The following is a 15,596-nucleotide window of genomic DNA, read 5'->3' on the forward strand; positions in this document are numbered from 1 at the left end:
TCTTTCACGCCCTTTAAACCACGTAACTCTTTTAATTCGTCATAGAGTGGATAAACATTTTTCTGTAGCCCTGACAAAATAGCCGTATCCGTCAAATCAATATATGACAATAAGAAATGTTCCATCAGCAATTTTGTATATGGACTCTTCATAGCTTCATATACAAGATCTTTTTCACTTTCTTCTTGTCTTATCTTACCGTCAATATAAACGGGATCATCTAACTTGTAACTAATATCATCTGCCACTTGTTTTTTAGTGATATGAAAGACAATACTCTCAATGCTGCGTCCTTTTTTTACTTTTTCATACGTAACATTAAAGCTGGTATGGTTTGTGATTTCTTTAATCGGATCTTTTAATACTCTTCTTTCAAAATCAGTAAACTTTTTATATTCACTCACCGTATCGGTCGTGTCGCGCAATTCCCGAATAGTGATTATCGGATTACGGTAACTTTCCACTTGCTCTTGTCTTCGCCCACCTTTAACGCTGTAATGCTCATATTGGTTGTAATTCATTGATAACCAACGGTACAAAATGATTGCATACTTGCTATTCAATTCAGAAATTTCTGATAAGGCATGTTGCGTAAAATTGGTTTTGAGATTGATTAAATAAGGCATAATTTCGGGGCTAAATCGGATAGTTACTTCATCATGATAATCAGCCCATTTAACATAAGGGATAGGCACAATACTTTCAAATTCATATCCCTTTTCTTTGGCTTTTTTTATCTTAAAAAATGCTTGTTTCTGCATTTTTTCAATTGCTTCTTTAAAACGACTATGTTTATTGCTATCATCCACGTTAAAAAAAGCAAATAACTCTTGCTTGGATAAATAAACTATCTGGTCTTTCGGTGGATTTTCTGTATCAATTAAAGAAACAGCTAATTCGAACATTTTAAGCGGTGTTTTATCCATTTTGGCAATGGATGTAATTAAACTGTTATGCTCAACCACTTTTCGTTTTGATAATTCATTCAAGGTCTGTACCTGCCTTGTCTTTGATTCTGGTATAATAGACATATAAATACGCTCCCTTAGGCGTGTTGTTGGATAAGCATAAAGAAAAACTTTTAGTCGGGAATTTCTTTATGCTTTTATTATAACATTATATAGCGACAAAATATTTTAAAAAGTCGCTATATACATAGTTTTTTGTCGCTATATGCATAGTTTTTTGTCGCTATATGCATAGTTTTTTGTCGCTATATTACCTATTAAACCCTTGATATTACTGAATTTCTAACCACGCAAAAGAACAAAAGATTAAAATATAAAAGATAAACTTATAATAGGCTGCGCCTTTTTATTGACTTAATAAAAACAAAACAAAAAGAACCCTACGTCAATTTTTTACGCAGAGCTCTTTTTTGAGCAAGTTTCAATAACATATCACTTGTTATCTAATATGATTGACCCCTAATAAGCCGATAGAGACATTTTAACTTGGTTAATGATTAATTATACGTTTCGTGTCTAAAATCGCTTAGACGGGGAAATAAGACGGTTTAACGTTAGAGACTTGGCCCTTTAAAAAGATCACGCGTTAATTCAATGATCCGATTAATTAATGCTTTAACTTGTTCGATACCGCGATCTAATCTAGTTGGCGCTATTTTCGTATCTGGATCTGCTCTAGCTGTCGTCAGTGTTTTTAACCAGGACTGGGCTACTTTTTTATTTTTTGTGAGTTCTTCATGATCCAGCTTATAAAGGACATACCGAGCTTCCACATCAGTATAGGATAGTTGGTCGACACCATAATCATTTTTAAGCATGTCTCGCATGGCATAATCCAGCTGTTGCTGTTCTCGCTGCCGCTGCTGAAGCGCTTGATGCGTTTCTTTCAGGTTTTGATAGTCAACACGGACGTCAGCTAATTGCGCTTTGACTTGACCTAACGTTTGCTTGAGTTCTTCTGTCTCATGCTGGCTTTGTAAGGTGGCTTTCTTCATCGTGGCTAACACGTTTTTAAAGCGATCTAAGTCATCTGGCTTCAGCACCGTCTTACCAAATATATTTTTAGATAAGGCTTGTTTAAACGCATCAATTTGTTTTTCAGCTAAGTCAACTTCCGTTAAAGCTTGCTCCGTGATTTGAAGTACGGCCTGTTTAGCCCTAATATTTTTTTCAACGTCAGCTAGTTCGGTTTTTAAGGCATTAAACTGATCATTGTATTTTTTGATTTCAGCGACATTCTCAAACGGTAAGGTTTTGTTATTTAAAATGCCTTTTTCATAAAAGGGCAGCACCTTTTTTAAGTCTTGATCTAGATCCGCATGAAAGGTTTGTAAATCATGGCGCGTGAGCACTTCTTTAGCCGAGACTTTATCACGTGATTTTTTACTATCAAAAACAACGGGAACAAAGGCATAGTGCAAGTGAGGAGTTGTCTCGTCATAATGCACCACCGCGGCTACGGCATTTTCTTGACCATAACGGTCATTCAAAAAATTAGTGGTTGCTTCAAAAAAGGCGCTCTGTTGATCGTGGGGCGCTTCTGCGAGTTCTTCAGGTAAAGTAACAATCCAAGTCGCTAACGCCTTCACATCGTCTCTTTTCATGCAATAAACATCATTTAAACGTCCATTGAAGCGTGACAGAATATCAGAACCATCTGCCATGAGATCTTGATTCAGATAGGATTTCGACACATCAATTTCTTTGTTGCTGTGATGGTCAGTTTTACGTTCAAAATGAACGGCAAGACCGGGAACTGAACCACGGGTATTTTTCTTTAAATGCGCCATCAAAAATGCCTCCTCGAAAAAGGTTTTCCAAGACCAGTATAACACCGTTAAAAATCTGGTATAGCCTGTTATACCAAAATGCTATTTTGGACAGGCTCTGCGAGGCAAGTCATCGACAAGCGATGACAGTAGCGTTTCCCCTTCCTACTGGGGAAACTGCTATTTTACAGCGCCTATTACCCGGCTTGTAAAACCTCCTGCGGGTCACGCCGTGACAGGGCAATTTATCATTGCAGGATCACTTTCAGTGAGAGCATGTCATGCAGAACGCTACCCGCGTGGGGCAAGCTGGTGTCAGCTTAACCACATTAAAATAATCTGTAAACGTAAGTCTATAATAAAAAAAATTGTAGTGGACTATCGTAATTAATAGGTGTTATACAATAAAAGCAAACAAAAAGGCACCCTTAAGGTGCCCACATCATTTTAACGATCATTAAGATCATCAAAATAACGTTTAATTGCGAACGTCACAACAGCAACACAGATTGCGTTAAACAATTGTGTGAGTTCTTGAAAAAAGTAAATCATGGAGTCTAAACCTCCTTGCCGTTGCAGTTATAGTAGGAAACAACAGCTTTTTAAGTATATCATGTTTTGAAATACCAATAATATAATGTTATAATGTTAATAGAAGAAAGTACATGGAGACTAACCTCTCTAGTAAAAAGGGCTAGTGCGTAGGAACACCAGCTCTTTTTGTTTGTCTTTTTTGAAGCAAGTTTCCTTTCAGGGCAAGACAGTGTATAATTATAAACAATAACTGCCATGAAACAGCTCTGCTGTTTCAAAGGCTTGGGCCAGTACGCTGGTCAAGCCTGGTGGCCCACTTTAAAATACAGTGACGCTGATAGTATGATGGCTGGACTGTTATTTTTGACAATTAAAGACGCTTCAAAAAATTTCTTTAACCCCCAAATCACTAATAGGGGGGTTAAATTTACAAAAAAGCCAACAGGCAAACAACCCTCATGCTTACGGGGCGTAGGGTTACAGCGGAATAATATTCGTGTAAAAATCGCTGTAATAATGAAAGTTTGATAACAAAAATCGGCCATTAAATGGCATTTTTTATTAGATAAATCATTTTAAAGTTTATATCAAGCGGTTTTTTATTAAGGAGGAATATATGACCTACAATGCGATCAAAGGACGCTTTACGCGCGTGGCGCCCGATAAAAAAATTTTGTATGGCGACAAGGCCTATACGTTTGCCTTAACACCGGAACAAAGTGAACAGATTGACCAAGCCGTTTATGCGGTCGTCCTAGCCAAAAATTACAAAACGACCTCTTTCTCGATTGATGAGAAGTTAACCTTGTCTGATGAGGAGGTCGCCCAACACAAATTGGTGGTCCGTTTACGCCTCCGCAAAAAGCACAAACAGCCCGCTCATAAACCGCTCACGAACTAAAATTTCACAAAGCCTAAAAGCCTTGCTACCAGGATTGTGAGAACTAGACCAATTTATTTGAGCCAAATTCACAAGAACAGATCACAGAAAAAGCGCCAAACCCTATGAAATTAAGGCTTGGCGCTTTTAACTTGTCATAAGCTACACTATGTTAATTTATTTAGTGCAGCAGTTATTTTTTTGGCCTCTTTCATTGAAAAAAACCAGATTAAACAGTAAATTAACACAAAAATACCAGTATAAAAAATTAACCAACTAAATGTATCTGGAAACCACCCAGCACATACCGCTAGTATGGTATAGCCACAATAAGTGACTATAAAGTGATAAATTGTTTGTTGCGTAATGCTCAACTTTTCTAGTAAAAATATATATTGTGATAAGAAAAATACGACACCCATTAATCCCCAAATAATTATAGACACTATAAATGCATCAAGTGGTGTTTCAAAATTTTTAACAAATGCAGGACTAGACGGTAATAAATATTTAGTTTTATATAGATAGCTAAAAAAAGTTGAAACTACTAAACCTATTGTTATACCAATTGAAATACTACTAGCTAATCCTCTAATAAATTTTTTCATTTTAAATACTCCTTTTTTATTTTGTACATACATCTTCTTGAAGCATAAGTAACTACATCATTTTTTAAAATAACTTGATATAATCCCGTTGATGTCAATTTAAATTTATCAATGAACTTACGATTAACAATCTCTGACTGCGATATTTGAAAAAAAGTATCATGTGGCAATAAATCGACCATTTCATATATTCGTTCTTTTAACTTATATTTACAGCTATTAATTTCACAAAATACATTATGATTTTCAGTATAAATACGTTCAATATCAGAAATTTTAAATGACAAATAATCACTCCCTTGCTTAACATTAATTTTTTCTTCTCCAAGCATACGACGAATTTTATTAACTAAATCATCAAAATAAGAAGATCTTTTTGGTGTGCAAATAATAATTTTAGGCTTTTGAGTGTTTTTATCCACTTGTAATATAACTTCCATAATTCGTCTCCAAAAATTCAAATATATATACTCTATATTGATTGTAACTTTTATTTTAAAACTATTTTTCCATACACATCTATTTGGTAAATATAATCATATATTTGGAAATACTTATTATTAACTGTAGTAAAAAGACAGATCCTAAAAATAATAAAACCTGCCTTTTCACTGAAGCTAACATATATCATTTTCATATAGTTTATTTATTCGTTTTAAATCCTTTCATAGCAACATGTAAAAGGATACTTGCTCGACCTTTACGTTTCTATTTCGTATACTTAATTTCAAGTACAAGGAGAAATTAATATGGAACTCGGTCAAAGACTTAAGGAATGTCGAATCGCTTTAAATAAAACCCAGCAACAGATGGCTATGGACTTACATGTCACTAGGCAAACTGTATCCCATTGGGAAAATAACGATACCTATCCCAGTTTGGATATGTTGGTGACGTTAAGCGATTATTTGGGCTTTTCTTTGGACACCACACTAAAGGAAGAGGGAACAGAAATGATTGACAGCATTAATAAGGAGTTAGTAATGGGGAAGAAATACAAAAAATTTGTTTTGCTAATCGGGGGAATAGCAATTGCTTTTTTACTATTTATCGGTATTTTAACTTATGGTAGAGCGACTCAAAATAACTTTATTGATCGGTTTAATCCATTTTTAAAAGAAACTTATGGGTATGCATTACTACCTGAACAAGTAACAACCAAGAAAGTTAAACTGAAGGAACAAACTACAAACAAATATGGTAAAACAATAACAAAGCAAGTAACAGTCAATATGCCACAACCGGTAGATGCCTATGTATTAAGTGATATTTTTGGTGAGGGAGAATGGTTGAAATTTCAAGTAGGCATGATTCCAAAAGGACAGAACTATGCCGTCGTCTTACACAAAGGATCCTATGTTAAACGAGCCAAATTGATTACTAAAAATGAAGTCCCATCACTATATCGAAATAATATTGGAAACTCAGATCAGTATATGAAGTACGATAAAAAAAATATGGGTCCTCGTAATTCATTTAATCCATTTTCCAATACAAGTGGACTATAAAAATAAGAATTAAATTGATTTGATTGATAACATTTAGCCAAAGTCAATTTGATCCAACATCGTTTCACGACTAGCTTGGTCTAATCCAAGATAAGTCAGTGTCATGGCTTCACTTGAGTGATTCAATAAATGCATGACTAAGCCAATGTTGTAGTTTGATTGTGTATAGACGCGATAAGCACCTGTTTTACGCATAGTATGGGTACCTAAATAGTTAATGTCTAATAGATCACCAACATGCGCCATCACTTTATAAAACTGTTTCTCGGTGATATGGCGATCATGATGGGCTGTCGAGGGGAATAACCACTCAGAATTGATATTTTCTTGGACCAGCCAATCATGATATTGCAGCAAGTCTTGTTGCACGGGTTTTAAATATAACGTGTTTGCTTTACCTGTCTTTTTATCATGAATAAAAGCCGTATTTTTAACAGAGCCATCTGGATTATAGATATCTGATTTCTTTAACGTCATGACATCACTCACCCGTAGCAGGGTGGCTTTGCCAACTTGAAAGATGGTGTAGTTACGGCGACCCGCCCGAAAATTATCTAGTAAGATGTCTTGCACCATTTTTAAGACGTTAGAGTCTTTGATTGGGAGTACGATTTGTTGCACCATGATTCATATATACCTTTCTGAAATTAAATAATTAATTAAATTGTTTATTTATTGCTGACCAGGACCGTATTTCTAAGTTGCCTTTATGGTTTATTATATCACTTAACAAAAAAACAGCCCCCATTATCTAACTGTTAGATAATGGGGGCTGTTTTAATAGTCTTTTCTAGGGGTTATTATGTAATTATAGACCCTAAATAAGTTCATATCTGAATAATCTATGTTATGTTAACTGGTTTTGGTATAGTAGTTAATGTAGAAGTTTTTGGTTGAATAAATATCAATAAACATCTAAAACCAGTAATCATTATAATGAATGAAATTTACCCATAGTAGGAAGGCTTATCATGACTGAAAACACTTTAGATGAAAAAAAATATCTCTTGTATCGTGAAGCAAAGCAGGATCCAATTGATTCAGAAAATGTGTCAAAAATATTAAAAGAATATTTAACGGCGAATTTAAACTTAAGCGTCTTACTAGGCTCTGGATCATCAATTTTATCTATTCCAATTATGGGGCGCACCTTTAAAGAGTATAAAGGAAGTTTGACCGCTAATGACAAAGAGAACCTTGACTATTTGATTGATAAATATAAAGAAACTTCTGCTGGACTACGGGACACCGAAGTAGAAAATATCGAATTATTTCTTTCATGGTTAAGTTCCCGAATTGAGGGAATGGCGCAATCTGAGTTGGTACACGGAGAGGTTCAAATAAAAAAAGAGTTGATTAAAAAATTACTCTCATCAGTGAAGACAGGATATTACAATGAAGTTAATGAAACAGTCACAAATGATAGTGGGGAATCGCTCCCATTGTATAGATCTTTTATATCAAAACTAGTTGGTACACGAGTAATCGCAGATGATTCTCATGATGTTGTTAATATCTTTACTCCAAATTATGATTTGTATGTTGAAAAAGCACTGGATGATATGGGGCTACCATATACTGATGGGTTTAGGTCAGGCTTAGAATCTGAGTTTAATATATCTGAGTATGGCAGAAGAATTGTAGACACAACAAAACGGTATAGAGATAAGTGGTCTACTGTGAGTCCTTTCTTTAGAGTGTATAAGTTACACGGGTCTCTAAATTGGCAGCGATATCCAGATGGAACAGTAAAAAAAGTGTATGGCATGGAAAACGGGTCAGAAAACTTGTTAATTGCTCCAACTAGTTCAAAATACGCAGATACACAAGGTTTCCCGTTTTCCGATTTATTTAGAGAGTTGTCTGTTGAAATGTTAAAGCCAAATACCGTTCTGTTAATTAATGGGTACGGATTTGGTGATGAACATATTAACAATTTTTTAGTACAAGCGCTCGGCCGACCTGACTTCACCTTGATTGCATTTATTGAACCAACACCGCAACAACTTAATTTTGTTGATGCGGTTAAAGAACGCATAGGTGCGATATTTATATCAAATGCAAAAAACTTGGATTTTAAATCTGATCAGCCAGAGGGACCGGATAATTGGAGATACCTTAGTGGTGAGGGTCACCACTTTAAATCGTTAATTGAATTCATGGATTTTAGTTTAGAATATGAAGGTGAAGAGTTATGATTGAAAAGTGGCCCATTGGAGTTGTCACTTTAGTTGCAGAAGGAATTGTAGAATATACCGCTAAACATTCAGATTTAGAGACACGTATTAGTAATGGTCGTGTGCAGGCCATAAAAGGAATTGGTGACTTTATTTTTGCCTCTGTTTCTACTGATTCCATATTAATATTACGAGTTTTTAAGTCACGACTGGCCGGTCTTGGTGAAGATGAACGTGAGAGTGCTTATGTGCAGAGTGATAAAGTTGTTTTTTCAGCTGAACCAATAGGAGAGCTGGGAAAGAATGGGTTTATTTCGGGTGCAGGACACTTCCCATTAGTCGGAGATAATATCTTTGCAGCAGATGACGTCGTCGTTGAACGCATATTTTCTAGCATCGGTGATCACCTAATTAGCTTGGGGACTGTTAATAATTACGACAATGTACATCCGGATCTCAATTTAGGTAAAATATTAACTTCACATATTGCCATCTTAGGAAATACCGGTTCAGGTAAATCTACAACTCTTCGAGCTTTATTACAAAAAATCGGAGAAGTGCAAAGTGAGTTAAATCCATTAGTCAGTTTTTTTGTTTTTGATGTGCATGGTGACTATGAAGGACTGAGTTTTGCACAAGGCATAGATGTTACGCAAACACATCTACCACTGAACAAGTTGGAGTTGGATGACTGGGCAGCGGCCTTAATGCCTAGCGAGAGAACTCAAAAACCTTTGTTGAGTCGTTCATTGAGTATTGCTCGTGTTTTACCTGACCACTCTCAAATAGTATATGCATTATTGACGAAAGATGCATTAGAAAACACAAATCAAAACAGTCTTTCTGGCCTAAAAAGACTTGTAACAAAATGGATAAAGAAGGTTTTCCCTGAGGATAGTGCAGTAAATCAAGACTTAGACCAGTGGGTGCTAAATTTTGGAAATGAAGAGGGGAAACAAAAGTTAGTTAAACGAGTCAGTGACTTTCTGAATGACTACCCTTATAAAGATGTAAATGAAATCATAAATAGTGTTAGTAGCGATGTCAACTTTACTTTAAATGAATTAGAGGAAGCCTTTGAGGTTGTTTTTGGTGAAGAAGAAGTCAAGGGAAATAACCGGGTTCGAGGAAATACTGAAACATTCATGGCCAGGTTCAGAAATTTTAAAAGTCGTTATGGTAACAGTGATGGAATTTTGAATGAGAACCATGGGGAAGAACTAACTTTAAAAGTGGGAGATTCACCCCGTAAGACAAAGATTTATATTTTGAACTTAGTTGGTTTGGATGATGATGCATTGCGATTAGTATCAACCTATCTTGCAAGACAAGTTTTTGAATTTAATAAACGAAAATTTCGAAACAAAACAGAAAAAGACAGCATGCCTTTTGACTACCTTTATCTCGACGAGGCGCACCGATATGTTCGTAATTCAGCCGATGACTCTTCGACAATATTTGAAACGATTGCTCGTGAAGGTCGAAAATTCAGCGTATATCTGGGAGTGGTTAGCCAGATCCCAAACGAATTATCAAAAGTTGTCATGTCACAGACAGGAGCATTTTTAATTCATAGAATTCAGAATGCCTTGGATTTGGATTTCATTAAGCGAAATGTTCCGGCCGCAACGAGTGGCATGGTAGATCGATTGCCTAGCCTACCTTCTGGGACCGCCCTTTTATCTGGAAGTGCGTTTGATATTCCGTTTGAAATTAATGTTTTGGCCGGCGATCTTGGCGAAGTTTCAAAGTCTCGAAATCCAATTCAACGATCAAAGTAAGTCAATCTTGGTCATTTTTGTATTCTTAATTAGGTTGTGTTGCAAAGTTTATATGACAACTATTTTAAAGTATAATTTCAATTAAATCTACACAAAAAATGGAGGGCACATCACTTCAAAGGAAAACAGTATGACTATCGTATTAGCATTGAAGCCATCGGCTTATACTATCACTTTTCTTTGAGTTATCGTGATTGTGCTAAGATTATGCGGAAATTCAGTATTGGCGTCGATCATACCACGATTTATCGTTGGAATAAGCAATACGGAAAAGTACTTTATCATTTATGGAAAAAACGTAATAAACGCAGAGCGTTATCTAAATCCCTGGAGAATTGACGAAACATATATTAAGGTCAAAGGAAAAGATCGCTATCTCTATCGTGCCATTGATTCTAACGGGAACACCATGGATATGTGGTTACGAAACCATCGGAATACGGTCTCTACGAAATCTTTTGTGGCTCGATTAATTCAAGATTACGGTCAACCAAGTTCGATCGTGACAGACAAATATGCGCCTTCACTGAAAACAATCAACGAGCTGAAGGAAGATGGGGTTCTGGATCAAAAGGTCAATCATTGGAAGTCTAAATACCTCAATAATATCTTGGAACAGGATCACCGTCAGGTGAAAGGAAAATTTCCTTATGGGAATAGCTTTCAATCCACTTATACTGCAGCGACAACAATTAAAGGAATTGAGGTTATTTCTGCTTTATACAAAGAAAGTCGAAGAGAAATTACTCTCTTCGACTTTTCCCCGTGGGATGAAATTGAAAACTTGTTTAAAGTAGCATGAGTTAATCAGTAAAAATTGGAGAAGTCTCTCGCTTTTTCAAACTTTGCAACACAACCAATGACATTATTACACTTCAAAATCTCGGACACTTTGTTTTTCTTCTTTAGTTAGTTGGAACAGATCCATAACTAGTTCATCAATTTGAACGTTTAGACTGGATACCAAGGCATTGTTTCTGAATTCATTTTTCATCTCATGCATTAGCTTTTGAACTAGATGAGCTATTTTATTTTGACAAATGTCACTTGCGTCAGGTATTGGAAATTCTCCTAATTCATTAACCTTGAATTGCGGAAAAATCCGGCGCTGGAATTTATCGAATTTCATCATAAACCAAAGTGTACTTACTTTTGAATTAATTACCGCAAGCAAAAACAACGGATTAACTTGGATGTTCGAAATAACCATTGAATTTATATCATTTATCAAATATTCATCAGTATAAACAGCTTCTATACCATAAGTTTTATTTGATGGTATTTGACGCACTAAAATTCTAGGTTTATCAAATTTTACAGAATATCTTGGCTCAGCAACATTATCTCCATATTTTAGCCATAATCCACTCCAAGAAATGGCATATCTACTTACATTTTTTCCATCTAGATACTTAACGTACGTATCATTAATTTTAGATTTGGCATGATAAATTCTATCTTGCTTATTCTTTGCTGTCTGTTTTGGTTTTCCTTTTCCTACTTGATAAGCCTTAATTCCAGTAGAAACAGTCGAAATATCTTTTCTGTTCAATTTTGGGAAATTATTTATTTTCCAAAAAGCGTTAATCGCTGAGTGATACTTGACCATTGATAAGCTAAACATTGGATTTTCTCCAAAAAAGTTAGGTCCTACTTTTCCTAAAATATTGAACTCATCATTCTTCAACTCTGAAACCTGAATCCAGTTTGGATTATTTTTCTTAAAGAAAATGATGCAATTATCAACATTTGCGTCTGCAAAAATCTTGTCAAGAGAGTTAATTAGGACAACATCACTAGTTTCTTTTGTGATAAATTCACGGATTTTAGAATTAGTTTGGATTGTCAGGAAATTGTTTGGAATTATAAAACTAAAGGTTCCACCTTTACGCATAAGTTTATAAGCCAATTCAATAAAAATTGTATAAGTATTAGCTTGATATTCACTAACTTTATAAGTACTGAGATAATAATTTTTCATATCATCAGTAAATGACTTATTTCGCGAAAAGATGTAGGGCGGATTTCCAATCACTAGGTCAAATCCAATAAAATTCCCATCTTCATCAAGTACTTCGGGGAATTCCATGCGCCACTCTAAACCTTTTTCAAACATTGGGTTTTGCATAGATTTATCAAATGCTTTTTGTGCTACTGAAAATTGCCTACTAATCTCCTCAAAGCGTTTTTGTTCATCATTCATGTCATTTAAGAGATCCATCACTGTCAGATCTTGCAATTTCTTTCTAAGCTGCTTAAGACGCTTTAGTTCTGGACTGGTGGCAGTATCATCAAACGATGATTTAATTTTACTGATTTTTTCAAAAATTTCAGCTTTTGTACGTTTATTATTAGTGTTTTTGTATTCTTTAACCAGTTGTAAGTAATCTTTGAAATCATTTTTCCGCAAATCAAAGCTAAAGTCAAAATCAAATTTGTGGAGTAAACTGTCACCTACTTTGATATTAATATCAATGTTTGGGAGGGTTACCAGTCTGCCTGTTTCGTCATAATATGAGTTTTTCAAAAGTTCAATCCAAAGACGTAACCGGCAGATATTAGCTGAATTAGGGTTAATATCTACACCAAATAAAGAATTTTCAATAATAGCTTGCTTTTGCATAAAAATTGCTTTTTGTATTCTTGTTGAAGGAATATTTCCCACACTATAAACGAAATTATTCCCTGAAAAATCCTGAACAATCAGTTCATCATTCGCCACATAGCAATGAATGTCATTGAGAATATTCCCCTCAGCATCAAATAAACAATGTAATTCATTTTTCAAAGAGACAATTTCATTCAGGATTGAAACGAGAAAATGCCCTGACCCTACAGCTGGGTCACATATTCTTAAACTATCAATTGCTCTTCCCACTTTGCGAGCAACTGCAATATTATCTATATTAAATTTTAAATCTTCAATATTTTTAGCATTCCAACCCAACATTTGATTGACCTTATCAACGACAGCAGAACGAAGCGCGCGCCGAGACATATACATGGTAATCTTTCCCGGTGTGAAGAAAGAACCATCCGCGTAACCGTTTATCTTTTCAAAAATCAATCCCAGAACTGAAGCATTGATAAGGTCATTTTTAGAATTTTCTTTGTGCTTGATAGTTGTTGAAAAATCATAAGCATTTAGAAATTCAAAGAGATATTGGTGAAAGTCCATCTTACCATTTTTACGTTTCCCGTCAGTACCTTTGATTACTGTTTTGCTGTAAATCTGAATATCTTCTTCACGCAGGCGATCAATGGCAATTCCATCTGGCGATCGTTCAAGAGCTGTCTCTTCAAAAAGTGAACTATTCAGATATGGAATATCTCCAAATTTCTCTTCTAAACGTTTGTCTCTTTGCTCATGCCGTTTTGCTAGCACTCCAAAAAATAAGTCACTTAAATCGCCATAACTCTTTATTTTCTCATAAGTTAAAAATTTTAATTTTTCGTTATTGTTGAAAGCAACAAGTTGAGATTCTAAGAGTTTTAAAAATAAGATTCGGTTGACCCAAACAACAGCCAATTGAATGGCATTGTCATATTGCTTTTCAACGGAAACATCATTTTGATTGAGTCTATTAATGACAGATTCTACTAGTGAAGCATATTCGCGTTTGTCAGGTTTTAACCGTTTAATGACTTTTGACGTTCCCTCTTTAGTTTCTTCCAGTCCCATGATATAAAGCAGCTCATCATAAAAAGCTTTGTTGAGTTTGTTTGAGTCTGTGAAAATCTCTTTATTTAACAAATTTTCAGCTGTAAAGAAACGATAAAGCTGAGTAAGATTATTCTTTTTTATTCTCATAGGTCTCTTGGCGACAAGTGCGTCGCTAAGGTTAAAATGAGCGATAGAAATACCTTTTTCAATGGCTTTATCAATTTCTGGAGCGATGACTTCACTATATAAAAAGTCCGTTTTAGCACTTGAAAGTTGACCTTTTTGCCATTTATTATAAAGATCATGAAGTTTTTTATTATTGTAGAAATATTTTTCCAATTCTTTGGCTTCTATAACAAACCAAGATAAACCATTAGTAATAATAGTTTTTTTAATTTCTAGATTATTAGAAAAACGCTCGCTCATGTAATAAGCAATTAATTCACGAAAAGCTTTGACGTTGATGTTTTCGCGTGTCATCATTTCAGATTTATTGCTCAAACTCTTAAGCTCAAGGATTACGCCGAGAGAGCTAGTGCTAATTTTCCCGTTATATATGGCTAAATCAATCCGATTACTAGTGTTGATGAAATTATTAGGAAGAAGTGCTTTTAAGAAATCAGAAATTAAATTTTTTTGATATTCTTCTGATTCTGTTTGCTTGCCTTGTAGTTGCTCTATATAAGAAATGAGCTTATTTTCAAATTCTGATTTTTCATCTTCCTGTGGCATAATGGCTTGAACATTTTTATTCATGCTCTGCTTTAAAGAAAGTCTTTTAATTGCCATTAGAATAACCTCCAGAAAGTATATTAAAAACTAAACTATTTGGAGAGAAAATATTTTTTTGTATCGTCATCTGCTATTCCTGTTGCTTTCTCAAATATAATATATTTGATTCCTTGTCCTACTATACGTAGGCCATTATCTTCATTACAATAATTATTAGAGCGATTTATGACTACTGAGAAAACAATTTTTTCCAAAAACTTTTTTTCTCGTTTACAGTTTTAGTTTTGTCACTTGTTTCCTTAGAAGTTTCATTTTTGTCTTCTTTTTCCAACTCTGTTTCTAACTGTTCAATCTTTTTATTAGCCTGCAAAGTTAAAATTTGTTGTTGATCCAATAATTTTTGGAGTCTCTCAATTTGTTGATCTTTAGATTTATTTTGTTCATCTGAAACTAAAATTCTATCTTTTAGAACGGAAACCAATTCGGAAACTTCGGAAACTTTTTGGTTGTCTTTATTTTTGATATCGGAAACCGGAACAGAAACTTCAGGTTTTTGATTTTCATCTTTTAAATCAATAAACATTGATTTAATAATATTTTGTCCTTCTTCGTCAATCAAAAACCTGTTTCCGTTTTTCGAAAAGTGTTGTCGTTTAATTGTTTCCGATATTTTTTTATGAATTGCTGTTTTAGAAACTCCTAATTCATCAGCAAGTTCTCGAATTGTTTTTAAATTTTCACTCATGATCTATATCCTGCCTTTTAACGATTGGTAGATACTGTTCAATCGATTTTTTAAGATACTTAGCAATATTCTTTTTCGAATAGTCATCTTGTTTATCTCTGATATATGCTAAGTGTTCTTTCACGCCCTTTAAACCACGTAACTCTTTTAATTCGTCATAGAGTGGATAAACATTTTTCTGTAGCCCTGACAAAATAGCCGTATCCGTCAAATCAATATATGACAATAAG

At 34.6% G+C, this 15,596-nt stretch carries 12 protein-coding genes and 1 pseudogene; 5 read left to right on the forward strand and 8 right to left on the reverse strand.

The annotated features are described in order from the left end of the window. Together HF964_RS09525 and mobV are read right to left on the reverse strand one after the other, a co-directional pair. Window positions 1-1,031 (reverse strand): RepB family plasmid replication initiator protein (locus HF964_RS09525; protein ID WP_168722813.1); only part of this gene is annotated, 1,031 nt, incomplete at its 3' end. A 491-nt stretch (window positions 1,032-1,522) separates the two neighbouring features. After that, window positions 1,523-2,758, reverse strand: coding sequence for a MobV family relaxase (gene mobV, locus HF964_RS09530; protein WP_168722814.1), 1,236 nt, complete (start codon window positions 2,756-2,758; stop codon window positions 1,523-1,525). A 1,129-nt stretch (window positions 2,759-3,887) separates the two neighbouring features. Between mobV and HF964_RS09540 the strand changes: the two genes are divergently transcribed. After that, the gene (locus tag HF964_RS09540; protein WP_168722815.1) at window positions 3,888-4,172 is read left to right on the forward strand and encodes a hypothetical protein; all 285 of its coding nucleotides are present in this window, start codon (window positions 3,888-3,890) and stop codon (window positions 4,170-4,172) included. A 146-nt stretch (window positions 4,173-4,318) separates the two neighbouring features. On the opposite strand, the gene HF964_RS09545 is transcribed toward HF964_RS09540, so the two are convergent. Continuing rightward, complete coding sequence (locus HF964_RS09545) at window positions 4,319-4,759, reverse strand: DUF3021 domain-containing protein (RefSeq protein WP_168722816.1); 441 nt, start codon at window positions 4,757-4,759, stop codon at window positions 4,319-4,321. Continuing rightward, the gene (locus HF964_RS09550; RefSeq protein WP_168722817.1) at window positions 4,756-5,199 is read right to left on the reverse strand and encodes a LytTR family DNA-binding domain-containing protein; all 444 of its coding nucleotides are present in this window, start codon (window positions 5,197-5,199) and stop codon (window positions 4,756-4,758) included. Before HF964_RS09550 ends, HF964_RS09545 begins: the two co-directional genes overlap by 4 nt. Before the next feature lie 309 nt (window positions 5,200-5,508). On the opposite strand from HF964_RS09550, the gene HF964_RS09555 reads away from it, so the two are divergent. Then, a complete protein-coding gene (locus HF964_RS09555; protein WP_168722818.1) occupies window positions 5,509-6,267 on the forward strand; it encodes a helix-turn-helix domain-containing protein in 759 nt (252 codons plus the stop codon). A 33-nt stretch (window positions 6,268-6,300) separates the two neighbouring features. Here HF964_RS09555 and HF964_RS09560 read toward each other — a convergent pair whose 3' ends face one another. Beyond that, window positions 6,301-6,891 (reverse strand): site-specific integrase, encoded by a 591-nt coding sequence (locus HF964_RS09560; RefSeq protein WP_168722819.1) that lies wholly within the window; start codon window positions 6,889-6,891, stop codon window positions 6,301-6,303. A 347-nt stretch (window positions 6,892-7,238) separates the two neighbouring features. Between HF964_RS09560 and HF964_RS09565 the strand changes: the two genes are divergently transcribed. From HF964_RS09565 to HF964_RS09575, 3 genes are all read left to right on the forward strand, one after another. Beyond that, window positions 7,239-8,465 (forward strand): SIR2 family protein, encoded by a 1,227-nt coding sequence (locus HF964_RS09565; protein ID WP_168722820.1) that lies wholly within the window; start codon window positions 7,239-7,241, stop codon window positions 8,463-8,465. Between the two features lie 101 nt (window positions 8,466-8,566). After that, window positions 8,567-10,225, forward strand: a complete 1,659-nt coding sequence (locus HF964_RS09570) for a helicase HerA domain-containing protein (RefSeq protein WP_168722821.1) — start codon at window positions 8,567-8,569, stop codon at window positions 10,223-10,225. A gap of 141 nt (window positions 10,226-10,366) precedes the next feature. Beyond that, window positions 10,367-11,027 (forward strand): IS6 family transposase gene (locus tag HF964_RS09575; protein ID WP_168722824.1). Its coding sequence is split into 2 segments (ribosomal slippage): window positions 10,367-10,552 and window positions 10,554-11,027, totalling 660 coding nucleotides; the frame shifts between segments, so codons are not numbered across the junction. Window positions 11,028-11,093: 66 nt separating this feature from the next. Here HF964_RS09575 and HF964_RS09580 read toward each other — a convergent pair. From HF964_RS09580 to HF964_RS09590, 3 genes and pseudogenes are all read right to left on the reverse strand, one after another. Next, window positions 11,094-14,678: a type IIG restriction enzyme/methyltransferase gene (locus tag HF964_RS09580; RefSeq protein ID WP_168722822.1), complete on the reverse strand. Its 3,585-nt coding sequence runs from the start codon at window positions 14,676-14,678 to the stop codon at window positions 11,094-11,096. A 172-nt stretch (window positions 14,679-14,850) separates the two neighbouring features. Continuing rightward, complete coding sequence (locus HF964_RS09585; RefSeq protein ID WP_168722823.1) at window positions 14,851-15,366, reverse strand: DUF536 domain-containing protein; 516 nt, start codon at window positions 15,364-15,366, stop codon at window positions 14,851-14,853. Continuing rightward, a pseudogene (locus tag HF964_RS09590) lies at window positions 15,359-15,596 on the reverse strand (RepB protein); the annotation flags it as partial. The gene HF964_RS09585 and the pseudogene HF964_RS09590, both read right to left, overlap by 8 nt.

The sequence above is a fragment of the Periweissella fabalis genome, assembly GCF_012396505.1.
Classification (GTDB): domain Bacteria; phylum Bacillota; class Bacilli; order Lactobacillales; family Lactobacillaceae; genus Periweissella; species Periweissella fabalis.

What these genes read in the sequence shown, in the direction of transcription:
- mobV (WP_168722814.1), bottom strand. Translation starts at nt 2,758, where the DNA reads ATGGCGCATTTAAAGAAAAATACCCGTGGTTCAGTTCCCGGTCTTGCC.
- HF964_RS09540 (WP_168722815.1), top strand. Translation starts at nt 3,888, where the DNA reads ATGACCTACAATGCGATCAAAGGACGCTTTACGCGCGTGGCGCCCGAT.
- HF964_RS09545 (WP_168722816.1), bottom strand. Translation starts at nt 4,759, where the DNA reads ATGAAAAAATTTATTAGAGGATTAGCTAGTAGTATTTCAATTGGTATA.
- HF964_RS09550 (WP_168722817.1), bottom strand. Translation starts at nt 5,199, where the DNA reads ATGGAAGTTATATTACAAGTGGATAAAAACACTCAAAAGCCTAAAATT.
- HF964_RS09555 (WP_168722818.1), top strand. Translation starts at nt 5,509, where the DNA reads ATGGAACTCGGTCAAAGACTTAAGGAATGTCGAATCGCTTTAAATAAA.
- HF964_RS09560 (WP_168722819.1), bottom strand. Translation starts at nt 6,891, where the DNA reads ATGGTGCAACAAATCGTACTCCCAATCAAAGACTCTAACGTCTTAAAA.
- HF964_RS09565 (WP_168722820.1), top strand. Translation starts at nt 7,239, where the DNA reads ATGACTGAAAACACTTTAGATGAAAAAAAATATCTCTTGTATCGTGAA.
- HF964_RS09580 (WP_168722822.1), bottom strand. Translation starts at nt 14,678, where the DNA reads ATGGCAATTAAAAGACTTTCTTTAAAGCAGAGCATGAATAAAAATGTT.
- HF964_RS09585 (WP_168722823.1), bottom strand. Translation starts at nt 15,366, where the DNA reads ATGAGTGAAAATTTAAAAACAATTCGAGAACTTGCTGATGAATTAGGA.